21 protein-coding genes and 1 pseudogene are annotated in these 21,633 nt (G+C 72.2%); 5 read left to right on the forward strand and 17 right to left on the reverse strand.

Translation table 11 applies throughout. From position 1 onward, the window contains the following. Positions 1-34 precede the first annotated feature (34 nt). From ACE7GA_RS03040 to ACE7GA_RS03075, 8 genes are all read right to left on the reverse strand, one after another. Positions 35-523 carry a hypothetical protein gene (locus ACE7GA_RS03040; protein WP_376095429.1) on the reverse strand — a complete coding sequence of 163 codons (489 nt, stop codon included), beginning with the start codon at positions 521-523 and terminating at the stop codon, positions 35-37. Further along, complete coding sequence (locus ACE7GA_RS03045) at positions 523-2,406, reverse strand: hypothetical protein (RefSeq protein WP_376095432.1); 1,884 nt, start codon at positions 2,404-2,406, stop codon at positions 523-525. The genes ACE7GA_RS03040 and ACE7GA_RS03045 overlap by 1 nt, the downstream gene beginning before the upstream one ends. 3 nt (positions 2,407-2,409) lie before the next feature. Next, complete coding sequence (locus tag ACE7GA_RS03050) at positions 2,410-2,964, reverse strand: hypothetical protein (RefSeq protein WP_376095435.1); 555 nt, start codon at positions 2,962-2,964, stop codon at positions 2,410-2,412. A gap of 239 nt (positions 2,965-3,203) precedes the next feature. Beyond that, positions 3,204-4,037, reverse strand: a complete 834-nt coding sequence (locus ACE7GA_RS03055; protein ID WP_376095437.1) for a phage capsid protein — start codon at positions 4,035-4,037, stop codon at positions 3,204-3,206. A 456-nt stretch (positions 4,038-4,493) separates the two neighbouring features. After that, positions 4,494-5,258, reverse strand: a complete 765-nt coding sequence (locus ACE7GA_RS03060; RefSeq protein ID WP_376095440.1) for a hypothetical protein — start codon at positions 5,256-5,258, stop codon at positions 4,494-4,496. Then, positions 5,255-6,652, reverse strand: coding sequence for a portal protein (locus tag ACE7GA_RS03065; protein WP_376095443.1), 1,398 nt, complete (start codon positions 6,650-6,652; stop codon positions 5,255-5,257). Before ACE7GA_RS03065 ends, ACE7GA_RS03060 begins: the two co-directional genes overlap by 4 nt. A 203-nt stretch (positions 6,653-6,855) precedes the next feature. Next, positions 6,856-7,137, reverse strand: coding sequence for a hypothetical protein (locus ACE7GA_RS03070; RefSeq protein ID WP_376095446.1), 282 nt, complete (start codon positions 7,135-7,137; stop codon positions 6,856-6,858). A 121-nt stretch (positions 7,138-7,258) separates the two neighbouring features. After that, the gene (locus ACE7GA_RS03075; RefSeq protein WP_376095449.1) at positions 7,259-7,582 is read right to left on the reverse strand and encodes a hypothetical protein; all 324 of its coding nucleotides are present in this window, start codon (positions 7,580-7,582) and stop codon (positions 7,259-7,261) included. Between the two features lie 194 nt (positions 7,583-7,776). On the opposite strand from ACE7GA_RS03075, the gene ACE7GA_RS03080 reads away from it, so the two are divergent. Next, on the forward strand, positions 7,777-8,412 hold the full coding sequence (locus tag ACE7GA_RS03080; RefSeq protein WP_376095452.1) for a helix-turn-helix transcriptional regulator: 636 nt from the start codon (positions 7,777-7,779) through the stop codon (positions 8,410-8,412). A 24-nt stretch (positions 8,413-8,436) separates the two neighbouring features. Here ACE7GA_RS03080 and ACE7GA_RS03085 read toward each other — a convergent pair whose 3' ends face one another. The 3 genes from ACE7GA_RS03085 to ACE7GA_RS03095 form a co-directional block, all read right to left on the reverse strand. After that, on the reverse strand, positions 8,437-8,766 hold the full coding sequence (locus tag ACE7GA_RS03085) for a hypothetical protein (protein ID WP_376095455.1): 330 nt from the start codon (positions 8,764-8,766) through the stop codon (positions 8,437-8,439). A 103-nt stretch (positions 8,767-8,869) separates the two neighbouring features. Beyond that, on the reverse strand, positions 8,870-10,801 hold the full coding sequence (locus ACE7GA_RS03090; RefSeq protein ID WP_376095458.1) for a phosphatidylglycerol lysyltransferase domain-containing protein: 1,932 nt from the start codon (positions 10,799-10,801) through the stop codon (positions 8,870-8,872). Positions 10,802-10,811: 10 nt separating this feature from the next. Beyond that, complete coding sequence (locus ACE7GA_RS03095) at positions 10,812-12,482, reverse strand: lysine--tRNA ligase (protein WP_376095462.1); 1,671 nt, start codon at positions 12,480-12,482, stop codon at positions 10,812-10,814. Positions 12,483-12,679: 197 nt separating this feature from the next. On the opposite strand from ACE7GA_RS03095, the gene ACE7GA_RS03100 reads away from it, so the two are divergent. Continuing rightward, complete coding sequence (locus ACE7GA_RS03100) at positions 12,680-13,702, forward strand: aspartate-semialdehyde dehydrogenase (protein ID WP_376095465.1); 1,023 nt, start codon at positions 12,680-12,682, stop codon at positions 13,700-13,702. Positions 13,703-13,843: 141 nt separating this feature from the next. On the opposite strand, the gene ACE7GA_RS03105 is transcribed toward ACE7GA_RS03100, so the two are convergent. After that, positions 13,844-14,080: a hypothetical protein gene (locus ACE7GA_RS03105; protein ID WP_376095468.1), complete on the reverse strand. Its 237-nt coding sequence runs from the start codon at positions 14,078-14,080 to the stop codon at positions 13,844-13,846. Between the two features lie 171 nt (positions 14,081-14,251). On the opposite strand from ACE7GA_RS03105, the gene ACE7GA_RS03110 reads away from it, so the two are divergent. Next, positions 14,252-15,361, forward strand: a complete 1,110-nt coding sequence (locus ACE7GA_RS03110; protein ID WP_376095471.1) for an SMP-30/gluconolactonase/LRE family protein — start codon at positions 14,252-14,254, stop codon at positions 15,359-15,361. Positions 15,362-15,432: 71 nt separating this feature from the next. On the opposite strand, the gene ACE7GA_RS03115 is transcribed toward ACE7GA_RS03110, so the two are convergent. Together ACE7GA_RS03115 and ACE7GA_RS03120 are read right to left on the reverse strand one after the other, a co-directional pair. Then, on the reverse strand, positions 15,433-16,212 hold the full coding sequence (locus ACE7GA_RS03115; protein WP_376095474.1) for a phosphatase PAP2 family protein: 780 nt from the start codon (positions 16,210-16,212) through the stop codon (positions 15,433-15,435). Between the two features lie 244 nt (positions 16,213-16,456). Continuing rightward, positions 16,457-16,657 (reverse strand): hypothetical protein, encoded by a 201-nt coding sequence (locus tag ACE7GA_RS03120; RefSeq protein ID WP_376095477.1) that lies wholly within the window; start codon positions 16,655-16,657, stop codon positions 16,457-16,459. A 169-nt stretch (positions 16,658-16,826) separates the two neighbouring features. Here ACE7GA_RS03120 and ACE7GA_RS03125 point away from each other — a divergent pair, with 169 nt between their 5' ends. Together ACE7GA_RS03125 and ACE7GA_RS03130 are read left to right on the forward strand one after the other, a co-directional pair. Further along, positions 16,827-17,489 (forward strand): tyrosine-protein phosphatase, encoded by a 663-nt coding sequence (locus ACE7GA_RS03125; protein WP_376095480.1) that lies wholly within the window; start codon positions 16,827-16,829, stop codon positions 17,487-17,489. A 134-nt stretch (positions 17,490-17,623) separates the two neighbouring features. Continuing rightward, entirely contained in the window at positions 17,624-18,022 is a 399-nt protein-coding gene (locus ACE7GA_RS03130; RefSeq protein WP_376095483.1) for a DUF29 family protein, read from the forward strand. Here ACE7GA_RS03130 and ACE7GA_RS03135 read toward each other — a convergent pair. The 3 genes and pseudogenes from ACE7GA_RS03135 to ACE7GA_RS03145 form a co-directional block, all read right to left on the reverse strand. Further along, positions 18,023-19,779: pseudogene (locus tag ACE7GA_RS03135) on the reverse strand (ABC transporter ATP-binding protein). It lies immediately after the preceding gene. Positions 19,780-19,867: 88 nt separating this feature from the next. Continuing rightward, a complete protein-coding gene (locus ACE7GA_RS03140) occupies positions 19,868-20,278 on the reverse strand; it encodes a DoxX family protein (protein ID WP_376095486.1) in 411 nt (136 codons plus the stop codon). An 81-nt stretch (positions 20,279-20,359) separates the two neighbouring features. Continuing rightward, entirely contained in the window at positions 20,360-21,601 is a 1,242-nt protein-coding gene (locus tag ACE7GA_RS03145; RefSeq protein ID WP_376095489.1) for a CCA tRNA nucleotidyltransferase, read from the reverse strand. Positions 21,602-21,633 lie beyond the last annotated feature (32 nt).

Consider the following 21,633-nt stretch of genomic DNA (forward strand, 5'->3'; position numbering starts at 1 on the left):
TAGGGAGAGCTGCGCGAAGGCGCGCAGGGGGATGTCAGTCGAGGAGCGATCGAAGCCCGGAAGCGACGCTGCGTCCCGCATCCGCGTAGGCGCGGATCATCGAGGGCTGTAGCGACAGGTCGGGCGAGAGCAGCGACTGCCGCCCGCGCGAGACCCGCGCGGCGTAGGTCGTGTCGTCCAGCGACTGCGCCTCGGCCGTAGCGGCCCGGAGGCCCTTCGCGACGGCGGCCGCCGATCCCTCGTCCGGGTCGATTCCCGAGGCGCCGAGCCGCGCCCGGGCGGCGGCGATGGTGCGGGCCAGGTTGCGCTGGCGCCCCGCGTTCTCGGCGTTCTGCTGCGCCGCGAGCACCGCGTTCTGCTGCGCTACCTGCGCCGCCTGGTTGTCCGCCTGGATGACGGCGTTCGCGTCCTGTACGCGGGCGCGTTCGGCCGCGACCTTCTTCTGCTTTGAGGCCTGCTGGTTCGCGGCGTAGAGCGAGGCGCCCGTCGCCGCGAGGGTCACGATGGGTGCGAGCTGCGCCATCAGTCGGTCGTCCTCGTCTCGGTGGTCACGGAAAGCAGGGTGAAGGGCAGCGGCGCGTCGCCCTCGACTCGCCAGAGCGGATCGAGGCTGTCGCGCCGCCATCCCAGGCCGCGGAGCGTCACGTCGCCGGTGAAGGACGGCGGCGGCGCATCCAGCATCGGCGCGTCGAGGCGCCGCAGCGGCACGGGACGCCCGCCGCGGCCAAGGTCCACCGAGAGGGACGACGTCGCTAGCAAGCGGAAGGTCGCGGCGACCAGCCGGATCGGCCCCGTCCGCGCCGTACCGCCGGGCAGCAGCGTGTCGGGCGGCAGCGGTTCGACCAGGTGTGCGAAAGGCAGGCCGGCCTGGACCACCGTCGCCGGCTCGTCCAGCAACACCGCCCCGCCCGTGACCGCCGCCAGCCCGCGTGGCGCGCCGTCGGCCAGTACCGCGACGTCCCGGCTTTCCAGGTGCAGCAGGCCGCCGAAGACGACCGACGGGGCCGTGGCGACCGATGACATTCCCGCATCCAGCGCCAGCGTTTCGTCGAAGCGCTCGAGCCAGAAGGCGCCGTTGCGCTCGACCAGCGCGTAGATCGCGCCGCCGCATTCCACGACGTCCCGGAAGGCGCCATCCGTCTCCTGCCGCGTCCAGCCCGTCACGTTCTCCGCGCGATAGAGCGTGAGCGTCGCGAGCGCGCCGTCGCCGGTGACGACGTGCAGCAGCCGGCCCGCCGCGTCGTAGGCCATGGCCGCGGGCGCGTTGATGAGGTGCCGCGCGACGAGGCCGAGATCCTCCGCCTGGTAGGCGCCGGAGACGTCGGTATAGGAGAATTCGTGCACCGCGCGTCCCGATCGCGCGGCGAAGATCGTCGCTCCGTCCACGTCGAGCGGCGGCACCATCCGGTCCGCGATGGACCCGACGCGCGTCTGGCGCGCGACCTGGATGGAGGACGGCGTCAGCGGATCGCCCGTGACCATCCATTCCCCGGTCGAGGTGAAGACCTGGAGGTGCCTACCCGCGAAGACCGCTCGCACTGCGTCCAGGCGGTCGCCGGCCACGGGAAAGCTGATCCCCTGGTCGTCCAGGCCCTCCCCGAAGTCGAAGTCATGCGGGTCCCCGCTGCGCGACAGCCAGATGAATTGCGGGCAGTCCCGCACGCCGCCCAGCACGAGGCGGTTCTGGTGGTGGCAGGCGCAGCCCGGCCAACCCCGGGCGTCGCCGAAGGCCCATTCGTCCCAGTCGGTCGTGAGATCGGTCGGCACGGGTCCGTCCTCGACCTCCGCCGTCGCGGTCGCCGGGCCGTTGACGTTGACGATCCGCAGGCGCTTGCCGCGGATGCGGATGCGACCGTTCTCGTGCGCCATGGTGAAGAAGGGCGCGGTCGTGTTGAGGACGACGAGGCCGGTCGCCGCGCTCGCCTGCATCGCGATGTTGCCGTCGCCGAAGTTGCGGTAGGGACGGCGGGTGAAGACGTAGGGCGTGATGGTGAAGGAATCGCCGCCGCTCCAGACCAGTCGTTGCGGCGGCATCGCGGGGTGCAGCAGCAGGATGGACCAGGCGGTCTGCGTGTACGCGACCTGCGGCAGCATCGCCGCGGTCCAGGGCGCGGGAAGCGTCGCGATCGGGACGTCGCCGCGGAAGATGCGCACCGCGCCGGGCAGCAGTACCAGCAGGATGTCCTGGCCGACGGCCGGCTCGAAGGGAACCAGCCGGGCCGGTGCCTCCACGGGCGCGACGTGGCGCAGGCCGGGCCGCCGCCGCACGCCGCCCGTCGGCAGGATGAAGACGTTGCGCAGGCGCCGCGCGCCCGCCGCCCAGGCCGCCACGTCGCCGCGGCCCAGCAGTTCCGGCGCCAGTTCGCCCGCCGTGAAGACGGTCTTCGCGCGCTTGATCGTTGCCATGCGTCAGCCCCGCACGTCGAGGAGCGGGAAATGCGTGATCGCGCGCGGCGTCTGGCCCTGTCCGTCCGCCAGCTTGGCGCCGCGCAGCTCCGCCTCCGCAAGCTGGTACAGCGCCTCCGCGCGCGACGCACTCTCCGTCAGCGGCATGCAGAACTCCGCCGACAGCCGCGCGACGAGGGCGGTGGCGAAGGAGGGCGGCCATTCCGCCTCCGCCGGGCGGAACACGTAGGTCAGCGTCGCCTCGGACGCGTCGGTCAGCAGCCGGCCTTCCTGGATCCGGAAGGCCGCGCGCGGAGCCACCGACACCGCGCGAAGCAGGTCCGCCGGCAGTTGGAAGGCGTTCGCGAAGCCAGACAGCGGTACGGCTTCCAGCCGCCCCAGCGCCATCTGCCCCGTCGCGAAGGACCAGGGATGGCAGGACAGCAGCGCGTCGCGCGCGCCCGCATACAGGCTGGCGGCGACCTCGGCCTCGGCCGTGCCGTCCTCCAGCGAGGTGATGGGCGCGGCGCCGATCTTCAGCAGCGCGCGCGTGCACAGGGCGAGGGCGGTCAGCGCCATCGGCGGTGTCTCCAGGAAGGGATGGTGGCGCGGGGACCGGCGCGGCCGACACGCGCGAACGTCGGGCTTCGTCCGGACAGGCGCGGCGACGCAGTCGCCAGCCCCCGCGCGGGATAGCGGGGGTTGTCCCGGAGGAAGGCTCTGCCTTCCTCCGGACCTCCATCCGCCAGGGGACTTGTCCCCTAGCGGGTAGGGGGTCCGGGAGGAGGGCAGAGCCCTCCTCCCGGGTCAGCGCGCCGCTACTCCGCCGCGCGCATGCGCACGACGCCGCCATCGTCGATCAGCGACGCGCCCTGGCTCATCATGTTCGAGACGAAGTGGGCCGCCCGGTCGCCGTGCCAGGTCACGTCGGTCGTGACCTCCTGCGCCACGGCGTGGCCGACGGCGGTCTTGTGGTAGAAGTAGCAGAAGCGCAGCGCGCCCGACTTCGTCAGGCCGGAATGCGGCATCCACGTCGCGCCGAGCCAGCGCTTGGCCTGCGTGCCCTTCCAGGGCAATTCGTCCGTGCCGACGTAGTCGGAGGACGCGAATTCCGGGATGGCCATCAGCTGCGACCACTGCTTCCAGCCGACGACGGCGAAGCGTCCGTTGTCGTCCGGGACGTCGGCGGCGCCGAGCATCTCGAAGGCCAGCAGGACCTTCCCCTTCGTCAGCCCGTCCGTGTCGGTCGTGCCGGCGGCCGTACCGATCGCCTCCTTCGTGCCGGTGTCGAGGGCGGCGATGATCAGCTCGTCCGTCTTGCGGCCCAGCGCGTAGGCGCCGGCATTGGCGACGACGTTGCGCTCGTCCACGTTCGTCTTCACCTCGTCGAGGCGGTCCACCCATTCGCCGGCGTAGTAGTCCTGCAGGAAGCATTCGACGTTTGAGTAGTCGAGATTCATGACGGGCACGGCGCCGTTGCGCGCCTTCGCAGCCGCGGTGCCCTTCCCGACGCGGGGGAAGACGGTGGAGGCGCCGCGCACGCCGGTCTTCGTCCGCACGGTGGCACGCAGCTTGGAGCCCTGGCGCTGGTAGGCGGCGTGCACCTCCTCCTGGAACTGCTTGATGAAGGCGTCGTCGATGTTGCTGGACATGCGGGGTCCTCGGCCTGCCCTGGGGGCGGCCTCGCTCGGGGGTCGGGGGGCGCCGCGCACGGTTCGCCTGCGCCCGTCGCGGGGACGGGGCAGGGCCGGGGGCGGCGCGGGGGAACGCCGTGCGCCCGCCGCGGCCCCCTCTCGACGAGGTGGCACGGGCGGGTTGGTCGCGGCGGAACTCTGGGCTGGGCGCGCGCCGTGGCGCCGGACACGAAAACGCCCCGCTCGCGGGGGCGAGCGGGGCTGAAAAAGTGACGGGGGCGGGCGACGGCAGGGGGAAGTAGAGCCGTCACCCGCCCCCGTGGCCGGCCGCATGAGGGGGGATGCGGTCCGGCTACGACGGGGAGACCTAGGGGGGATGCAGTGCGGTCGCCCCGTCGCATAGGAGGTCGTGCGAAGAACGCGTCTTCGCGAGTCAGGTTTCAGTGAGTTAGCGTCGAATTCTTAAGGACCGGTTCAGGCGGTCCCCGTGAGGCGGCGGAACCCCTCCGTCACCCTGCGGATGAATTCGGGCTCGCGGGTCCGCCAGTAACGGGGGTCGCGGACCATCTTTCTCAGGGCGGCCTCGTCCAGCGCCTCGGGCGGGGCCGCGTCGCGGGCCAGGCCGGGTTCGGACTTCTCCATCATGCGGTACAGCGCCAGGACGCCGTCCGGGGTGGAGGCAAGCGCCTCGAAGACTTCCTCGGCCAGGTTGGCGCGTCCCCAGGCCGCGATCTGCCGCGCGATGCGGGCGAAGCGCTCTTCGCCCCCGAACTGGGACCGGAGCCGGTCACGGCCACGCTCCGTCTCGAGATGCGCGGCGGTTTCGGCGATGAGCGGGACGAGGCGTTCGGCCGCGAGGTCGTAGACCAACTGCGCCTGCGACGGCGTGAATCCCGCCGCATGCAGGCGCGCGTTCACCTCACCGTCCGCGTCGCAGAGGGGATGGCGGCATGTGATGGCGTAGCCCTCCGGCGCCTCGGGTACGCCGAGGGCGCGGCGGAAGCGGAGGCGGTCCTCTTCCGGCGCATCGTTGCCGGGCGGCGCGAAGCGGGCGGAAAGCCGGCGCTCCAGTTCGCGGTAGGACTTCAGCAACGCGTCCAACCGGACCTCGCCGCGCTCGGCGTCCCAGAACTTCTCGGGGACGCTGTCCGGGCGTGCGACTGGGCCGGTCGGCGTGGCCTCGGGCCGTGCGTTCGCGCCGGCGTCGCCCGATACGGGTTCCAGAAGGTTCTCGGTCATGCGGTCTCCCTTGGGGCTTCCGAGGTCAGGATCGCGGCAGGCGCGGCGAGGGTGCGGGCGAGATGTCGCGCCGCCGCAGGCAGGTCCACGACCCCTGCGGCCTGCGGGCCGAGCGCGGCGATGGCCTGGAGGAACAGCAGCGTGTTCGCGGCATCCGCGCGGCCCTGCACGCGGGCGAGCGGCGATTGGTAGGCGATTCGCGCGGCGTGCGCGTCCGTCTCGATCGCCGGCACCTCCCCGCGGCGCCGCAGGATGGAGAGGGACCGCGCGATCAGCGGCGTCAGCAGCTCCGTCTGCAAGCGTCCGTATGTGGCACCGAGCAGGCGCGCCGTCTCGGCGCTGCGTTCCAGCACTTCCGTTGCGGTCATCCGCGGGTCGCGCGGCAGCGACAGCCGGTCGGCCAGCAGCGCGGACCGGATGCGCGCACGCATGTCGGAGAGCACGAGCTGCGACACGTCGAAGGACCCCGGCGCCTTCAGCGGCACGAGGCCGGAGGAGCCGACGGCCTTCGGGATGATGGCACCTGGTTCCAGCCGGACCGTCGCGGGGTTCAGCACGCCGTCGTCGTCGGCCTGCCAGATGCCCGTCGCCGCGATGGACGCGTTCTTCAGGACGAGTTCCACGACCTTGTTGGCCGTCTTGATGTCCGGCAGCGCCTTCATGACGGGGCTGCGGCCATAGGTCTCGCCCGGTGCCTTCATCCAGCGGAAGGCGACGAAGGGCGATTCGTGGAAGCGTCCCTCGGCCAGCATCGTCATCCGCCCGTCATGGTCCAGCACGGCGAGGAAGCGCGTGCCCGTACGGTCGGGCCAGGTTGCCTCCACGACGCGGAACGTCGCGTCGGGGTTCTCAAGTGGGGAAGGCAGGTCCGCGCGGGGGTATCGCGCGGCGAGCGTGGCGTGCGTCAGCCGCGCCAGGCGGAACACGGTATCAAGCCGGCCGGACGGCCCTTCCTCCAGCACGGCGTCGCGCAGCGGGACCGCGGTGAAGCGCAGCGCCGAGGTCTCGCCGGGCGGCGCCTCCTCGACCAGCAGGATGCCCGTGCCGGCGATGACGAGGTCGAGGAAGGCCTGATGCAGTTCCAGCGACAGGTTGGACCGGTCGAAATGCCCCTGCAGCGTGTCCGCCGCGCGATCGAGCGAGGCGGCGAGGTCCGGATCGGCGTCCGCCTCGACCGGCGCAAGGCCGAACCAGCGGGACCAGGGCGGCGTGAGTTCCGCGAGGAGCGAGGCCGCCAGACCCTCGGCGGCATCGGCCGCGGTGGAGTCGTGCAGCGTGGCGCCGCCGGGCGTGGCGGCGAGGGCGTGGTCGTAGCAGTCGCGCCAGACGGATTCCCAGGGGCGGCGCCGGTCGAGGGCGCGCTCGACGCGGGCGAGGAGGTCTTCGGGCGTCATGCGCGGCGTTCCCCTGCGTTCCGCGGGATGGGGGCGTGACCCATGCGGTGACGGCCTCCTCTTGGATGAAGCGGTGCGTGGTCCCCCGCGGCCCGTACGGGCGCCCCAAAAGGAACGGGCCCGGCGTGGTGCGCCGGGCCCGTGAGTTGGGGGAGCGAAGGGAGATGCCTCCGGGCGCAATTCGCCCGTTGGCGAGGAAAGCCTTACGATGAATATTTACCGCTTGTCAAGAACTTTGTCTTATCAAGAATGAGATGGCGGTACAGGCCGAAGGGGGTCACTGCGAAGGGCGCGTCGGGCCCCAACAGGGCCCGGCACAGCGCGACGCAGGAGAAGGGCGTGATCCAGGGAAGGGAAGGACGCGGCGCCCCCGGCGCGAAGGGGCCGAGGACGCGGCATCCCGCCCGCCGCCACGCGCCGGGCAGGTCGCGCTTCGCGTCATCGAGACGCGCGACCATCAGCCGGCCGGAGAGCGGTTCCAGCACCGTCCAGCCGCCGGGGTCGCGCAGCGCGGCGAAGCAGTGGCGAAAGCCCGGGCGCAGGGCGCGCAGCCAAACCTGGTCCGCCCGCCCCCGAAGGCCAGCCAGAGCTCCTGCGCGTCGGGCTTCATGGCGCGGCCACGATGCCCTTGACGCGGAGCGGCCATTCCAGCCGGTCCAGCGCTTCCGTCCACAGGCGGTGATCCGTCGCCTCGCGCGGGGAACGCGGGTCGGGCGGCGTGCCGCGTTCCCCCCAGATCCGCAGCACCCGGGCATGCGCCACGTCCACCCGCCGCTGGCGATAGAGGCGATCGAGGCACCGGACCACGTCGTCCGGCTCGCAAGGGCGGGTGACGAGGCCGCGGCCCGCGACGATCCGCGCCCCGTCCCAACGGGCGATCAGTGCGGACATCGTCCAGAACCAGGCCTCCTCAGCGTTGGCGAAGGGCACGGGAGCAAGAGGGGTAGCGCACCGCGGGATGGTGGTCGGCTTGGGGGCGGCGCGCGTGGCACGGGTCATCGGGGGCTGAACCTCGCCTTAGGGTTGAACGAAACATGAACATGGGTTCTCACAGCCTCGTGAGTCAAGCATTCCTAGGAAATTCGGTCTTGTCTGGGGAACGTGAACCTAGGTATGGAGGTTCCATGCAACACGGTGACGTCTGGCGGGCCCTCGATGCCCTGGCCGCCGAGAACGGGCTCTCGGCGTCCGGTCTCGCCAAGCGCGCGGGGCTGGACCCCACGTCGTTCAACCCGTCCAAGCGCATCGGCCCGGGCGGCCGCGCGCGCTGGCCCTCCACGGAGAGCGTCGCAAAGGTGCTGGAAGCGACCGACTCCACCTTCGACGCCTTCGCCGAACTCGTGACGGGACAGAAGCGCGCGACGAGCCGGCCGCAGCGGCGCGTCCCGCTGATCGGCATGGCCCAGGCCGGGGGCCAGGGCTACTTCACCGATGGCGGCTATCCCGCCGGCGCTGGCTGGGACGAGATCGCGCTGCCCGAGGTCGGCGACCCCCACGCCTACGCGCTGGAGATCTCCGGCGAATCCATGGAACCGGTCTTCCGGGACGGCGACGTCATCATCGTCTCGCCCGGCGCGCCAGTGCGGCGCGGCGACCGCGTGGTGGTCCGCACGCGGGGCGGCGAGGTGATGGCGAAGGAACTCCTGCGCCAATCAGCGAAGCGGATCGAACTGCAAAGCCTCAACCCCGCCCACCCGAACTACACCTTCGGGCTTGAGGAGCTGCACTGGCTGCACCGTATCGTCTGGGCGAGCCAGTGACCTGACCCGCCCGGACGAAGCGCGTCACCAGTAAGGGCGCCAGTAGGGACGCGGCGCGTAATAGACGGGCGGCGGAGCGTAGTAGACCGGCGGCGGCGCATAGACCGGGGCCGGAGCGTAGTACACCGGCGGGGGCGGCGGCGCGTAATACACGGGCGGCGGCGCGGCGACGGCCGCACCGGCGATGGCGCCGAGCGCCAGGCCACCCACGATGCCCGCGGCGACGGCGCCAGGCGCCGGCCCACGACGGTGCCACCCCTGCGCCTCGGCGTTCGGGGACGCCGCCATCAGGGCCAGGCCGGTCACGCCGGCGAGGGCCAGGGTTCGAATGGTCGTTCGAACGGTTTTCGTCATCTCAACCTCCTGGGCTGCGTCCCGTAGTTAGGCGCTGACCCTAGCAGCTTCACGGCGGCTCCGTGGCGGAAAGGTGTCACGCGTGTCGCGAAGCGTTACCGCCTCAGGCCGCCTGCCCCGACAGCAGCCGCAGCACCCGCTGCGGATCGCGCTCGGCGGACAGGGCGAGCAGCCGCCCGTCCTCCATCCGCACCGCCGCCATCCCCGCATCCTCGTAGGCGCGGAGCATCGTCGGCGCGATGCCGGCGAAGGCCGGCGCGACGCCGGCCGCATCGCAGAGGTCGCGGAAGCGCCAGATCGCGTTGACCCGCGCGTCGGGCGGCCCAGCGGGATCGCCGTCCGCGACCCAGACCTCTTCCAATTTGCGGAAGGCGAACCCGGCGCGGCCGCCATCGGCGAACAGCACGCCATCCGCGAGGTGCGGTGTCCGCGCGCCGAGGGCCGCAAGCCGCGACCGCGCCTCCGCATCGTACGGATCCGGCTTGAACCGCGCGGGGCGCAGCAGCCGCACCAGCGCGATCAGCAGCAGCACGGTGGCGACGCCCACCGCGAAGCGCAGCGGCGCCGGCGCGCCGGCCTTGACCACCACCTCCCACCACGCCGCGTCGGATGCACGGCGGTTGTAGGCGACGGTGGCGAGCGTCAGGCCGCAGATCACGCCGGCCGTCAGCGTCAGCACGCGGGACCCCGTCAACGGCTCCGCCGTCAACCGCGCGTCGCGGTAGAAGGCACGCCCCATGACCGCAAGGAAGATGAAGACCGCGGCGTAGGCGAGCACGACCCAGATCGTGTCGCCGCGCACGGCCAGGATGATGATGGCGTTCGCCAGCAGGAACAGCCCGAACCACCAGGCCAGCCGCAGCCGCCGCACCAGCCCGTAGGACGTCACCAGCAGCAGCGACCCGATGACCGAGGCCGCGAATGCGCTGGCCAGCGCCACGTATTCCCCCGCCCATTCCGACAGGCCCGTCCCGCGCGCCGGCAGCGCACCCACGAAGAGGAGAACGACCCCGCCCAGGCCCGTCAGGCCGGCAAGAAGCGGCACCTCCAGCGCGCCGGTCACCCGCGCCTCGGTCTGCACCCGCTCGGACCCGCGGACGCCGCGGCGCTGCCCGATCTCGAAGGCGGCGAAGAGGCCGCCGGCCAGGAACAGCGGCACGATGTAGTAGTAGAGGCGGAACAGCAGCAGCGCGCCGACGACCTCCGCCCCTTCCATGTAGGGCTGCAGCGCGAGCAGCACGAACCCGTCGAAGACGCCGAGCCCGCCGGGGACGGAGGCCGCGATCCCCGCGGTGTAGGCCGCGATGTAGATGCCGAGGAACTTCCAGTAGGTCAGCCCCGGCGCCTCGGGCAGCAGGGCGTAGAAGATCATCGTCGTCACCGCGACGTCCACGGAGGCCAGCGCGACCTGGGCGAAGGCCATGCGGAAGCCCGGCAGGTCGATCCGGTGCCCGAAGGCCGTGAAGGACGGCAGCAGCCGCGACGCCACGATGTAAGCGATGACGATGGCCCAGAGGGCGAGCCCGACGATCCAGGCCGCCCAGTTCGGGATCATCTCGCCCTCGCCCACGAAGGGCAGGACCGCGGGCTCCAGGATCAGCACGAGGCCACCGAGCGCGAAGCCGCCGAGCCCGAAGGTGAGCGAGGTGAAGGCGATGACCTTCGCGATCTCGGCGGGCGTCAGCCCCCAGGCCGCGTAGAAGCGGTAGCGCACTGCCGCCCCCGACACCGCAGCGAAGCCCAGGTTATGCGCCAGCGTGTAGGCGCAGAAGGAGGCGAGCGACGTCCTGACATAGGAGATCGGCTTGCCCGCATAGACCGATCCGAGACGGTCGTAGATCGTCAGCACGGCGTAGGCGAGCAGCGTCCATCCCGCGGCGATCCAGAGCTTGTGGGCCGGCGTCTCGCGCAGCGCCTTCCCGATGTCCGCGACCGAGAGGTTCCGGAACTCCTTCTGCACGACGTAGAGCGCGCCGATGAGGAGCAGCAGCCCGAAGACGGTCGGGCCGTGCTTCTTGATCGTCGCCCAGGTCACGCGATCCGCCTCACGCCGTCTCCGGCGTTTTCGCGAGCGTGGTTTCGATCAGGGCGATCGTCTCCGGCACGCCGTAGAGCGCGACGAAGCCGCCGAAGCGCGGGCCTTCCTCCTGCCCCAGCAGCACCTGGTAGATCGCGGCGAACCAGGCGCGGGACACGCCGGGGCGACCTTCCGGTCCCTTGCCGGGCTGCAGGAAGGGTTCGCGGCGGCCGGCGTCGTAGACGAGGTTCTGGATGAAGCCGGGACGTTCCGCCGCCGGCAGCGCCGCGATCTCCGCCTCGTGCTCGCGCAGCCGATGGGCAAGGTCCAGCAGCGCTTCCTGCTCCGCCTCCGTCGCGGGCCGGTACTGCTTGGTCGGCTTCACGCGATCCACGTAGTAGGCGACGGCGCGGTCGACGAGCGTCGCCAGCATCGGCCACGCCTCCGCCGTCGCATCCGGCGCGTGGCGGCGCAGGTAGCCCCAGAGCATGTCCGGCGTATCCGCATTCGCCGCGACGGCCAGGTTCAGCAGCATCGAATAGGGGATCGGCGACCCCGCCCCGTTCGGCAACCGCCCGTCATGCAGATGCCACGTGGCGTTCGCCGGGTCGTCCGCCGTCCGCAGCCGCTCCGCCAGTCCCAGGTATTCGTCCGTCGCGCGGGGGATGACGTCGAAGTGCAGCCGCTTCGCGCGCCCGGGCTGCTGGTACATGAACAGCGACAGCGATTCCGGCGGACCGTAGCGCAGCCACTCCTCGATCGTCATGCCGTTGCCCTTGGACTTGCTGATCTTCCCGCCCTCGGCGTCCAGGAACAACTCGTAGGTGAAGCCGACCGGCGGCTCCGCGCCGAGGATGCGGCAGATCTGCGAGGACAGGCGGACGGAATCGATCAGGTCCTTCCCCGACATTTCGTAGTCCACGCCGAGCGCGAACCAGCGCAGCGCCCAGTCCGCCTTCCACTGCGCCTTCACGTGGCCGCCCGTGACCGGCGTCTCGAAGCGCTCCCCCGTCTCCGGGTCGCGCCAGACGACGGTGCCGTCGGCCGGCCGCGTCTCCTCCATCGGCACCTGCATCACCACGCCGGTCTTCGGGTGGATCGGCAGGAAGGGCGAATAGGTCGCGCGCCGGTCGGGACCGAGGGTCGGCAGGATCACGCCCCGCACCTCCTCATGCGCCTGCAGCATCCGCAGCAGCGCCGTGTCGAACCGGCCCGAACGGTAGTAGTCGGAGGACGACGCGAACTCGTAGTCGAAGCCGAAGGCGTCGAGGAAGGCCCGCAGCCGCGCATTGTTCGCGCCCCCGAACGTCTTCTCGGCGGGCGCCGTCGCCGGGTCGAAGGCCGCCAGCTCCTCCGCCGGAAGGAAGGGATCGGGGATGCGCGTCAGCGGCCGGCCGAGGAAGCGTCGCAGCACGTCCGGATTCGGCACGTTGTCCGGCACCTTCCGCAGCCCGTCCATGTCGTCGGAGAACGCGATGAGGCGGGAGGGCATCCCCGTCAGGCGCTCGAAGGCCCGGCGGACCCAGGTCGTCCGGGCGACCTCGCCAAAGGTTCCGATATGCGGCAGGCCGGAGGGGCCGTAGCCCGTCTCGAACAGCGCGGACGCCTTCGCCCTCACCGCAGGGCGCGCGGCGACTTTCGCGGCCTCCTCGAAGGGCCAGGCGCGGACGTTCGACAGGTCGGGCGTGGTCGTTCCCATGGCCGGGTCACTTGGCAGGGGGGGGGCCGGGGGTCAACGCGGCCATCCCCGACCCGTGACCCCTTACGCAGAGGGGCCATGCGGGAACGGGGTTCGCGTTTCGGCATCGCAGCATGTAGAAGCCCTGTCCCGGCCGAAGCGCCGGCGGGAGGGGTGTGCCCATCGGCCGCCTGCCCCGGAACGGGAAGGACCGAACCATGCGCGTGGGCGTGTTCGGCGCGACGGGCGCCGTCGGTGTGGAACTGGTGCGGGTGCTGGCGGACCGCCGCTTCCCCGTGACCGAGCTGCGGCTCTTCGCCTCCACCCGGTCCGCCGGCAAGCGCATGACCACCCCCTTCGGCGAGAAGACGCTGGAGGTCCTGGACCCCGCGGGCCCGCCCAAGCTCGACCTCGCCCTGCTCGCCGTCTCCGGCGACTGGTCGAAGCAGCACGCCAAGGCCCTGGCCGCGACCGGCGCGCTGGTCGTGGACAACTCCTCCGCCTTTCGGCTGGAAGCCGACGTCCCCCTGATCGTGCCCGAGGTGAACGCGGCCGCGGCCGGCGGCGCACGCCTCATCGCCAACCCCAACTGCACCACCGCGATCCTCGTCGTCGCCCTGCAGCCGCTGCACGAGGCCTTCGGCCTGAAGCGCGTGATCGTCTCGACCTACCAGGCCGCGAGCGGCGCCGGCGCCGAGGGGATGGAGGAGCTGGAAACCGGCCTGCGCGAACTCGCCGCCGCCGGCAGGCCGATGAGCGAGCTGCGGGCGAAGAACGAGGTCTTCGTCCACCCCCTGCCCCTCAACCTCATCCCGCAGATCGATAGCTTCCAGCCCAACGGCTACACGCGGGAGGAGATGAAGGTGACCTGGGAGACCCGGAAGATCATGGGCCTCCCCGACCTCCCGATCTCGTGCACCGCCGTCCGCGTCCCGACGCTCCGCGCCCATGCCGAGGCCGTGACGATCGAGACCGAGCGCCCCGTCACGCCAGAGGCTGCGCGCGAGGTCCTGTCCCGCGCCCCGGGCGTCGTCGTTCGCGACGATCCGTCCCGGTCCATCTACCCGATGCCCCTGACCGCCTCCGGCGGCTACGACGTGGAGGTCGGCCGCATCCGGCAGAACCTCGTCTTCGGCGCGAACGGGCTCGACCTGTTCGTCTGCGGCGACCAGCTGCTGAAGGGCGCAGCGCTCAATGCGGTGCAGATCGCGGAGGCGGCGCAGGTCCGCCTCGCGGCCTGACGGAGGTCGCCCGCGCCTGCCCGGCGGGGCGACGCCCTTCCACCACTGATCCAGCGGGGCCCAACGGCCGGACCGCCGCGCCGCCGGCCCGCGTCGCGGCGGACGGTTCGCCGCGTTCCCGCCGCGCCAACCCCGCCCGTCTCAGGGCGCGCGGACGAAGCCCTGGCGGGCGTAGTTCTCCACGCAGCGGTCGTCGGCGTTGCGCTGGATCGAATAGCCGATCGCGCCGCCGGCGATCGAGCTCGCCGTATTGCCCCCGCAGGTGACGACCTGCCCCGTCGCGGCATTGCGGAGCGTCGTCGTCGGCGTCGTGCAGGCCGCGCCGAGGGCGGCGAAACCCGACAGGATTGTCAGGCGTACGGCACGGACGGGTATCATCGGGCATCCTCCCAGCAGACGGCGCGGAGGTAGCGGGGCCTACGAAGCGGTCAAGGTTCCTACCCGTCTCGCGAGTATAGATTGCTCGTGATGCACGCCGGGGTAGCAAGCCGCGCGCTTGCCATGCCACGGTCTCGCCCGGCCGCGACGCCCCGGCACGGGAGGAACAAAATGACCCTTCGGAACACCGACGCGGCACCGCCTGCGTCGCCGGAACGGAGGATGCGCCGCCGCGCGCTCCTCGGCGGCACGGCCGCCCTGCTTGCGGCGCCGGCCGTCGCCCAGCGCGCCTTCGGGCCGGATGCCGGGCCGCAACGCTACCCCGACCCGGACATCGTCACCATCGACAAGCGGCGGTTCACCGCCCCGCTCGGCAACTCCGCGATCCGCCGCGTCCACACGGGCATGGGCTGGGCGGAAGGGCCGGCCTGGCACGCCACGGGCCGTTTCCTCATCTGGTCGGACATCCCAAACGACGAGGCGCTGCGCCTGACGGAGGAGGACCTGCACGTGTCCCGCCGGTTCCGCAGCCCCTCCGGCTACTCCAACGGCAACACCTTCGACCGGGAAGGCCGGCAGATCGCCTTCCGCCACTTTCATCGCGACGTCGCGCGCTACGAACGGGACGGCCGCGTGACCGTCCTTGCCGACCGCGGACCGGACGGGCCGTTCAATGCCCCGAACGACGGCGTGGTGCATCCGGAGGACGGGGCCCTGTGGTTCACCGATCCCGGCTACGGCGCCCTGATGGACTATGAGGGGAACCGCGTGCCCGAAGCCGCTCGCTCCCCCCGCCCCTTCATCAAGGAAGCGATCTACCGCCTCGACACGTCGGGACGGGTGGAGAAGGTGGCGGACGAGCCGTTCAAGCCGAACGGCCTGTGCTTCTCCCCGGACTACCGCACCCTCTACGTCGCGGACACCGGGACGAGCCACTACGAGGCAGCCCGCGCCATCATCTGGGCCTTCGACGTGGACGGCACGCGGCTGCGGAACCCACGGACCTTCGCGTCCATGACAATGGACGGCCGCACGGGCAACGCGGACGGCCTGCGTTGCGACGAGGCCGGCAACGTCTGGGCCGCGATGGGCTGGGTCGGCGAGGGCTACGACGGCGTGCACGTCTTCGCGCCGGACGGCGCGCGGATCGGGCGCATCGGCCTGCCGGAAATCGCCGCGAACCTCTGCTTCGGGGGGACGCGTCGGAACCGGCTCTTTATCACCGCGAGCCAGTCGCTCTACGTCGTGCCGGTCGAGACCCGCGGCGCGCATTTCTGCTGAGGCCGCTCCGCTTAGGCCGGTCTGCTGAGGCCGGGCGCCGGGCCGGGGCAGCGCCTCGGCCCGCGGGTCGCTCAGGCGGGCGGAGGCGGTTCCGGCTCGATCTCGCCCCGCCGCTGCAGCGCCGTCATGACCAGCCAGCACAGCAGCGCCCATCCCGCCCCCGCGCACCATCCCGCCAGTACGTCCGTCGGCCAATGGACGCCGAGATAGACGCGGCTTGCCCCCACCATGGCCGTGACCACCGCGGCGTAGCCCAACAGCCAGGCCTTCGTCCGCCGGCGCGGCTCCACCCGCATCATCAGCGCGCCGAGCGTCAGGTACACCAGGGCCGACAGCATCGCGTGCCCGCTCGGGAAGCTCGCGGTGTAGACCTCGACGGCGTGGGGCACGAGGTCCGGCCGCGGCCGTGCGAAGCCGATCTTCAGGACGCTGCTCAGCAGCGCGCCAGACCCGATGGCGAGCGCGATGAAGACCCCGGTGCGCCGCCGCCCCGACAGCAGCAGATACCCGACGACCCCCGCTACCAGTCCGATCAGCACGACGTGGCTGCCAAGCGCCGTTACGTCCCGTGCCATTTCCTCCAGCCAAGGCGGGCCGATGGGGTCGCTCAGGTCCGCCGGGTTGCGAAGGCCGAGCAGGATGGCGCGGTCGAAGGCACGGGTGTCACCCTCTGCCACCTCCTCCGCGATCCAGGCGAAGCCGAAGCCGCCCGCCGCGACGGCCAGAACCCCAAGCGACCGCGCCCGGTGCCGGACGAACCAGCCCCAGACGCGTCGCGCGTGGTCACCGAATGTCGGCCGGGGCGCCGGGACGGCCAGCGCCCCCTGCCCCGGACGGGCGTCCAGCGGCATGAGGCCCCCTAGTAGCCGGACCGATCGCCCTTCCGTTCGGGGTCGTGGGTGTGGTGGCTGTCGCGCTCCCCCCGCCGCCCGACGTGTCGCTCTTCGCATCGTTCGTCGCTTGGACCCCACCCTCGACGCCGCCCCGCTTCTCGCGATGCGCGTGCCCGTGGGCGCCGCCCTGGTGGCTGCTGCCGGGGCCGCCGCCGGAGCGGTCGGTCCCCTCTTCGTTCTTGTTGTGCTTGTCACCCATGATTCAGCGGTCCTGCTGGTAGCCCTGGTGGTGCGTGTTCTGGCTGACGCCGCCGGACTGGCCCTGCTTCGTGGGGTCCACGGTCCGGTTCTCGACGTTGCCCTTGGCCTGCTTCGGATCGAGCTGGCCTTCGCCCTTGGTGCTGCCGCCGTGGGGAGACTGGTTCTCCTTCGGGACGGGCGGCATGTGCGCCTTCGATGACATCGCGGCTTCCTCCTGTCGTGCTGGGGGTAACGCCCCGCGGAGCGCCGACGTTGCCCCGGCAGGGCAGCGCCCGATGCCAGCAGGCCCGTTGCGCCGCGCGATCAACCCCGGGCGGCCGGCAGCCCCGCAACGTTGCCCCGAACCGTCCCGCCCCCTATCTCGCGCAGCGATGCCGCTGGACCTCACCAGCCCCGCGGGGCGCCGCGCGGCCACCCTGAACTCGCTTTTCGTGGACCATGCGATCCTGCGGACGGGCTGGCGCAACTGGGGCGCCATCGTGCCGGGGCGGCTGTACCGCTCCAACCACCCGCAGCCCTGGCAACTGGCGCAGGTCGCGCGCCGGCACGGCCTGCGCACTGTCATCAACCTGCGCGGCCACCGCGCGGAATGCGGGTCCGACGCCCTGTCGCGCGAGGAAGCCGGGCGTCTCGGCCTGACCCACATCGACGCCCCCTTGGAGAGCCGCGGCGCCCCCCACCGTGACCGCCTGCTTCGCCTTGCGGACCTCTATGCCGGGATGGCGGAACCCGCCCTGATCCACTGCAAGTCCGGCGCTGACCGCACGGGCCTCGCCGCCGGCGTCTTCCTGCTGCTGAACGGTGGAACGTCGCAGCAGGCCCTGGACCAGCTGCACTGGCGCTTCGGCCATGTCAGCGCGTCCCGCACCGGCATCCTCGACGCCTTCTTCCGCCTCTACGCGCGGGAGGCCGAGGGGCGCACACCCTTCCTGGACTGGGTGCGCGACGCCTACGACGAAGCTGCCCTCCGTGCCTCGTTCAAGAGCCGCGGCTGGGCCGACCGCCTCGTGGACGGCGTCCTGCGCCGGGAATGATGCGAACCGCCCGCCCCGCGTTGTAGGCTCGGACGGAGGAGGGAGCGATGCCCGACGGCCTCGACGACACCGACATCCTCGCGTGGAGCCGCGAGTAGGCGGACCGCCTGCGCCGCGTCGCCGCGGGGGAGCGCGTGAACGACCTGGACCGGGAGAACGTGATCGAGGAGATCGAAGGCTCGGGGAGGGGTGAGGTCCGGGCAGTGCAATCCCTGTTCGAGAAGGGGATCACTCACGCGCTGACGGTCGTCGCCTGGCCTGGCTCGCTCGCCGTGTCGCATTGGACGGACGAGGCCTGGAACTTCCTCGGCGATGCGCGACGGAGGCTGGAGCCCTCAACGATCCGGCGCCTGTCAGCCGAGGAGATGTATGCGCCGGCCCTGCGCGACGTTCACCGGCTCCGCCGGACTCATTCGGAACTTCCGCGCCCCCTGCCGGCGCTGGCGCCCTTCACGCTCGACGAACTCCGCGACGAGGATTTCATCGCGCAGGACATGATCGCCCGCATCCGGGACGCGGCGCCCGCCGTTTAACTAACCCCCGAACACCTGCGCCCGCACGAGCGAGGCGTAGAGCCCGCCCTGCGCCACCAGCGCGTCATGCGTGCCGGTCTCTGCCACGCGCCCGCCTTCCATCACCACGATCAGGTCTGCATCCCGCACGGTGGAAAGCCGGTGCGCCACCACCAGCGTCGTCCGCCCCGCGCGGAGCCGCGCCAGCGCCTCCCCGATCAGCCGCTCGTTCTCGGAATCCAGCGCGCTCGTCGCCTCATCCAGTAGCAGCACGCGGGGGTTGCGCAGCAGGGCGCGGGCCAGGGCGATCCGCTGCCGCTGCCCGCCGGACAGCCGCGACCCGCCCGTCCCCAGCACGGTCCCGTAACCCTCCGGCAGCGCCGCGATGAAGTCGTGCGCGGCCGCGGCGCGCGCCGCCTCCTCGACCTGCTCGTGCGTCGCACCGGGCCGCCCGCAGGCGATATTGGCAAAGGCCGTGTCGTCGAAGACCGTCGCGTCCTGCCCGACATAGGCGATGGCGTCACGCAGCGATTCCAGGGACACCCCTCGCAGGTCCGCCCCGTCCAGAGTCACCCGCCCCGCCACCGGGTCGTAGAGACGCGGCACCAGCGCAAGCGCCGTGGACTTGCCCGCGCCCGATGGTCCGACGAGCGCAAGCGTCCGCCCAGGCTCCGCCACGAAGGACACGCCCTGCAGCGCCGCGGCCTCCGCCCCCCGTAGGCGAAGTGCACCTGCTCGAAGGCCACGCGCCCCGGCCCTTCCGGCAGCGCCGGCGCGCCGGCGGGCGACACGATCGCGGGCTCCGCATCCGTCACGGCGTAGACGCGCGACAGCCCCGCCAGCCCCTCCTGCAACGCACTGTTCAGGCTGCCGAGCGCCCGCACCGGCCGTGCGGCGATCAGCAGGGCCGCGACGAAGCCGGTGAACTCGCCGACCGTCCCTTCCCCCGACGCCACGCGCCAGCCGACGATCGCGAGCACGCCCGCCACCGCCACCCCGCCCAGCGCTTCGAGCATCGGGTCGAGTGACGCGCGCGTCCGCCCGATCGCCATCAGGGAGGACCGCAGGCTGGCGAAGGTCCGCCCCGCCCGTGCCTCTTCCGCCGCCTCCAGCCGGTAGGTGCGCACCACCCGCGCCGCACCGAAGGATTCCGTCAGAGACGCGGCGGCTTCCCCCACCCTCTCCTGCATCCCGCCCGAGGCGCGCCGGATGCGTTTGCCGAGCCGCAGCACCGGCACGATCGCGAAGGGGTAGAGCAGCGCCGCGACGAGCGACATCTTCCAGTCCAGCCAAACCATGGACCCGACGAGACCGACCACCGTCAGCACGTCGGCGATGGCGTTGATGGCCTTGCCCAGCGCCTCCCGGATCGCGGCGGCGTCGGCGGTGAAGCGCGCGGCGTGGCGCGCCGGCGCCTCCCGCGCCACGAAGGCGAAGTCGGCGCGGGTGAGCGCGCGGAACAACTGGTTCTGCAGTCCCTCGATCACCCGGAACACGACGGACTGGATCGAGACGGCCTGCCCGTACTGGGCCAGCGCCTTCGCCAGCGTCACCGCGACGATGACGAAGGGCACCGCCGTGATCACCCGCACGTCGCCCCGCGTGAACAGGTCGAAGGCCTGCTGGATCACGACAGGATAGAGCGCCGTCAGGCCCGCGACGAGCGCGGTGCAGGCCAGCGCCGTCGCGATCAGGCGGGGGTGATGGCGCACCTGTTCGCGCCAGAGACGCGCGACGAGGGCGCGCGTCGTCTCGGTGTCGATGCGGGACCGGGCCATGGCGGGGCGGTTAGACCGGATCGCCACCGCACGCCACGCCCCTCGGGCCGGAGCCTACCGCCCCGGCCCGCCCGTCGGAGCCGTCGGATCAGGCCGTCGCCGGGACGCCGCGGCGGTCGCGCAGCATCGCATCCACGCTCCACGGCCCCGCACCGGCTACGGCGAGGTAGAGGAAGACGAAGGCATAGAGGGCCGCGAGCTCGCCCCGGTTGAGGATCGGGAAGAAATTCGACGTCCCGTGCGCCATCCAATACGCGACCGCGCACATTCCCGAGGCGAGGAAGGCCGCCGGACGGGTCAGGGCCCCGACGGCGATGAGCGCACCGCAGACCAGTTCGATCCAGCCTGCCAGCGTCAGCAGTCCCTCGATCCGCATCGGCGCAGCCGCGGGGAAGGCGAGGATCTTCTGCGTGCCGTGCTGCAGGAACAGCAGCCCGGCCATGATCCGCAGGACCGCATGGGCCCGCGGGGCCCAGAGCGTGGAGAGCGCGTCGTTCATCAGGTGAACCCCTCGGTGTGGTGGAGGCTACCTACGGGGTAGGTTCCGCGCCGTGAACCGCGCTCGCGGGAATGTCGGCGATCAGGTCGCCCAATCGGGTGCGGCAAGCCTCGGCGTCGGCCATGCAGCCGCCCTCGAGCCACCAGGCCCGGACCGCCGTGAGGAGGCGCCCCATCTCCGGCCCCGGAACGACGCCCAGTGCCAGGGCATCGCGCCCCCGCAGCGGGAAGACCGGCACCGGCATCGCCGCGACCCGGGTGCGGAAGGCGTCCCAGGCCGCGTCGCCAGGTCCCGACCACCCCCAGGCCCGGTTGACGGCCTGCCGCAGCCAGGTCGCGGCGGCCAGGGCGTCCGGGCTCTCCGCGGCGAGGAGCCGGCGCAGGTCGTCATCCCCGAAGGCCCCCGACGCGATGGCGGGCTGCGCAGGGTAGAGGGCATGCCCCGCCCGGTACCGCGCACGCAGCAGGTCCGCTTCATCGTTCGACGCACGAAGGCGGACCGAGGTCCCGACCGCGCGCGACCCGAGCATCGCCTCGAAGCGCAGCAGCGGGTCGGGGGCGCCCCGACCGCCGTCAGCGCCGCGACGTGGCGCGGGGAAAAGCGCGCGTCCTTGCCGAAGAGGGCGTCGAGCATCCCCGCCCCCTCCATCCGCGCCACCGCATCCGACGGGTCGGGGGCGGCGAGGATCCGCTTCATCTCGCCCCAGATCCGCTCGGCCGAAAGCCGCGGCAGATGCGGCGCGGCGTCGCGGATCGCGGCCAGCGCCGCGGGATCCGGCTCGCCCCGCCCGTAGCGCGCGTGGAATCGGAACCAGCGCAGCGCGCGCAGGTAGTCCTCCGCCAGACGCGTCGCAGGGTCCCCGACGAAGCGCACGCGCCCTGCCGCCAAGTCCGCTCGACCACCGAAGTAATCCCAGAGATCCCCCTCGGCGGACAACGACATGGCGTTGATCGTGAAGTCGCGTCGCGACGCATCCTCCCGCCAATCCGTCGTCCACTCCACCACGGCGTGGCGGCCGTCGGTCGCGATGTCGCGGCGGAGGCTCGTCACCTCCACCGGCACGCCGTCCCGAACGGCGGTGACGGTGCCGTGCGACAGCCCGGTCTCGTGCACGCGCAGGCCGGCGTCGCGCAGGCGGGGGATGACGTGCTCCGGCGGCAGCGGCGCGGCGACGTCCACGTCCGCCACCTCCCGCCCCGCCAGCGCGTCGCGGACCGCGCCTCCGACGGCGCGCGACCCCGGCAGCGCGTCGAGCGCCGCCGCGACGGTAGGCAGTTCCAGGAAGGCGGGCCGGGCAATGCGCGCGACCGGCGTGTCGCTCACGGGTGCGTCGCTCAGGGGTTGTCGCTCAGGGG

The sequence above is a fragment of the Roseomonas sp. CCTCC AB2023176 genome, from assembly GCF_042259275.1.
Lineage (GTDB): Bacteria > Pseudomonadota > Alphaproteobacteria > Acetobacterales > Acetobacteraceae > Roseomonas.

Bases quoted from the DNA above. Each gene is read 5' to 3' on its own strand.
- ACE7GA_RS03040 (WP_376095429.1), bottom strand. From the start codon at position 523: ATGGCGCAGCTCGCACCCATCGTGACCCTCGCGGCGACGGGCGCCTCG.
- ACE7GA_RS03045 (WP_376095432.1), bottom strand. From the start codon at position 2,406: ATGGCAACGATCAAGCGCGCGAAGACCGTCTTCACGGCGGGCGAACTG.
- ACE7GA_RS03050 (WP_376095435.1), bottom strand. From the start codon at position 2,964: ATGGCGCTGACCGCCCTCGCCCTGTGCACGCGCGCGCTGCTGAAGATC.
- ACE7GA_RS03055 (WP_376095437.1), bottom strand. From the start codon at position 4,037: ATGTCCAGCAACATCGACGACGCCTTCATCAAGCAGTTCCAGGAGGAG.
- ACE7GA_RS03060 (WP_376095440.1), bottom strand. From the start codon at position 5,258: ATGACCGAGAACCTTCTGGAACCCGTATCGGGCGACGCCGGCGCGAAC.
- ACE7GA_RS03065 (WP_376095443.1), bottom strand. From the start codon at position 6,652: ATGACGCCCGAAGACCTCCTCGCCCGCGTCGAGCGCGCCCTCGACCGG.
- ACE7GA_RS03080 (WP_376095452.1), top strand. From the start codon at position 7,777: ATGCAACACGGTGACGTCTGGCGGGCCCTCGATGCCCTGGCCGCCGAG.
- ACE7GA_RS03085 (WP_376095455.1), bottom strand. From the start codon at position 8,766: ATGACGAAAACCGTTCGAACGACCATTCGAACCCTGGCCCTCGCCGGC.
- ACE7GA_RS03095 (WP_376095462.1), bottom strand. From the start codon at position 12,482: ATGGGAACGACCACGCCCGACCTGTCGAACGTCCGCGCCTGGCCCTTC.
- ACE7GA_RS03100 (WP_376095465.1), top strand. From the start codon at position 12,680: ATGCGCGTGGGCGTGTTCGGCGCGACGGGCGCCGTCGGTGTGGAACTG.
- ACE7GA_RS03105 (WP_376095468.1), bottom strand. From the start codon at position 14,080: ATGATACCCGTCCGTGCCGTACGCCTGACAATCCTGTCGGGTTTCGCC.
- ACE7GA_RS03110 (WP_376095471.1), top strand. From the start codon at position 14,252: ATGACCCTTCGGAACACCGACGCGGCACCGCCTGCGTCGCCGGAACGG.
- ACE7GA_RS03115 (WP_376095474.1), bottom strand. From the start codon at position 16,212: ATGCCGCTGGACGCCCGTCCGGGGCAGGGGGCGCTGGCCGTCCCGGCG.
- ACE7GA_RS03120 (WP_376095477.1), bottom strand. From the start codon at position 16,657: ATGTCATCGAAGGCGCACATGCCGCCCGTCCCGAAGGAGAACCAGTCT.
- ACE7GA_RS03125 (WP_376095480.1), top strand. From the start codon at position 16,827: ATGCCGCTGGACCTCACCAGCCCCGCGGGGCGCCGCGCGGCCACCCTG.
- ACE7GA_RS03140 (WP_376095486.1), bottom strand. From the start codon at position 20,278: ATGAACGACGCGCTCTCCACGCTCTGGGCCCCGCGGGCCCATGCGGTC.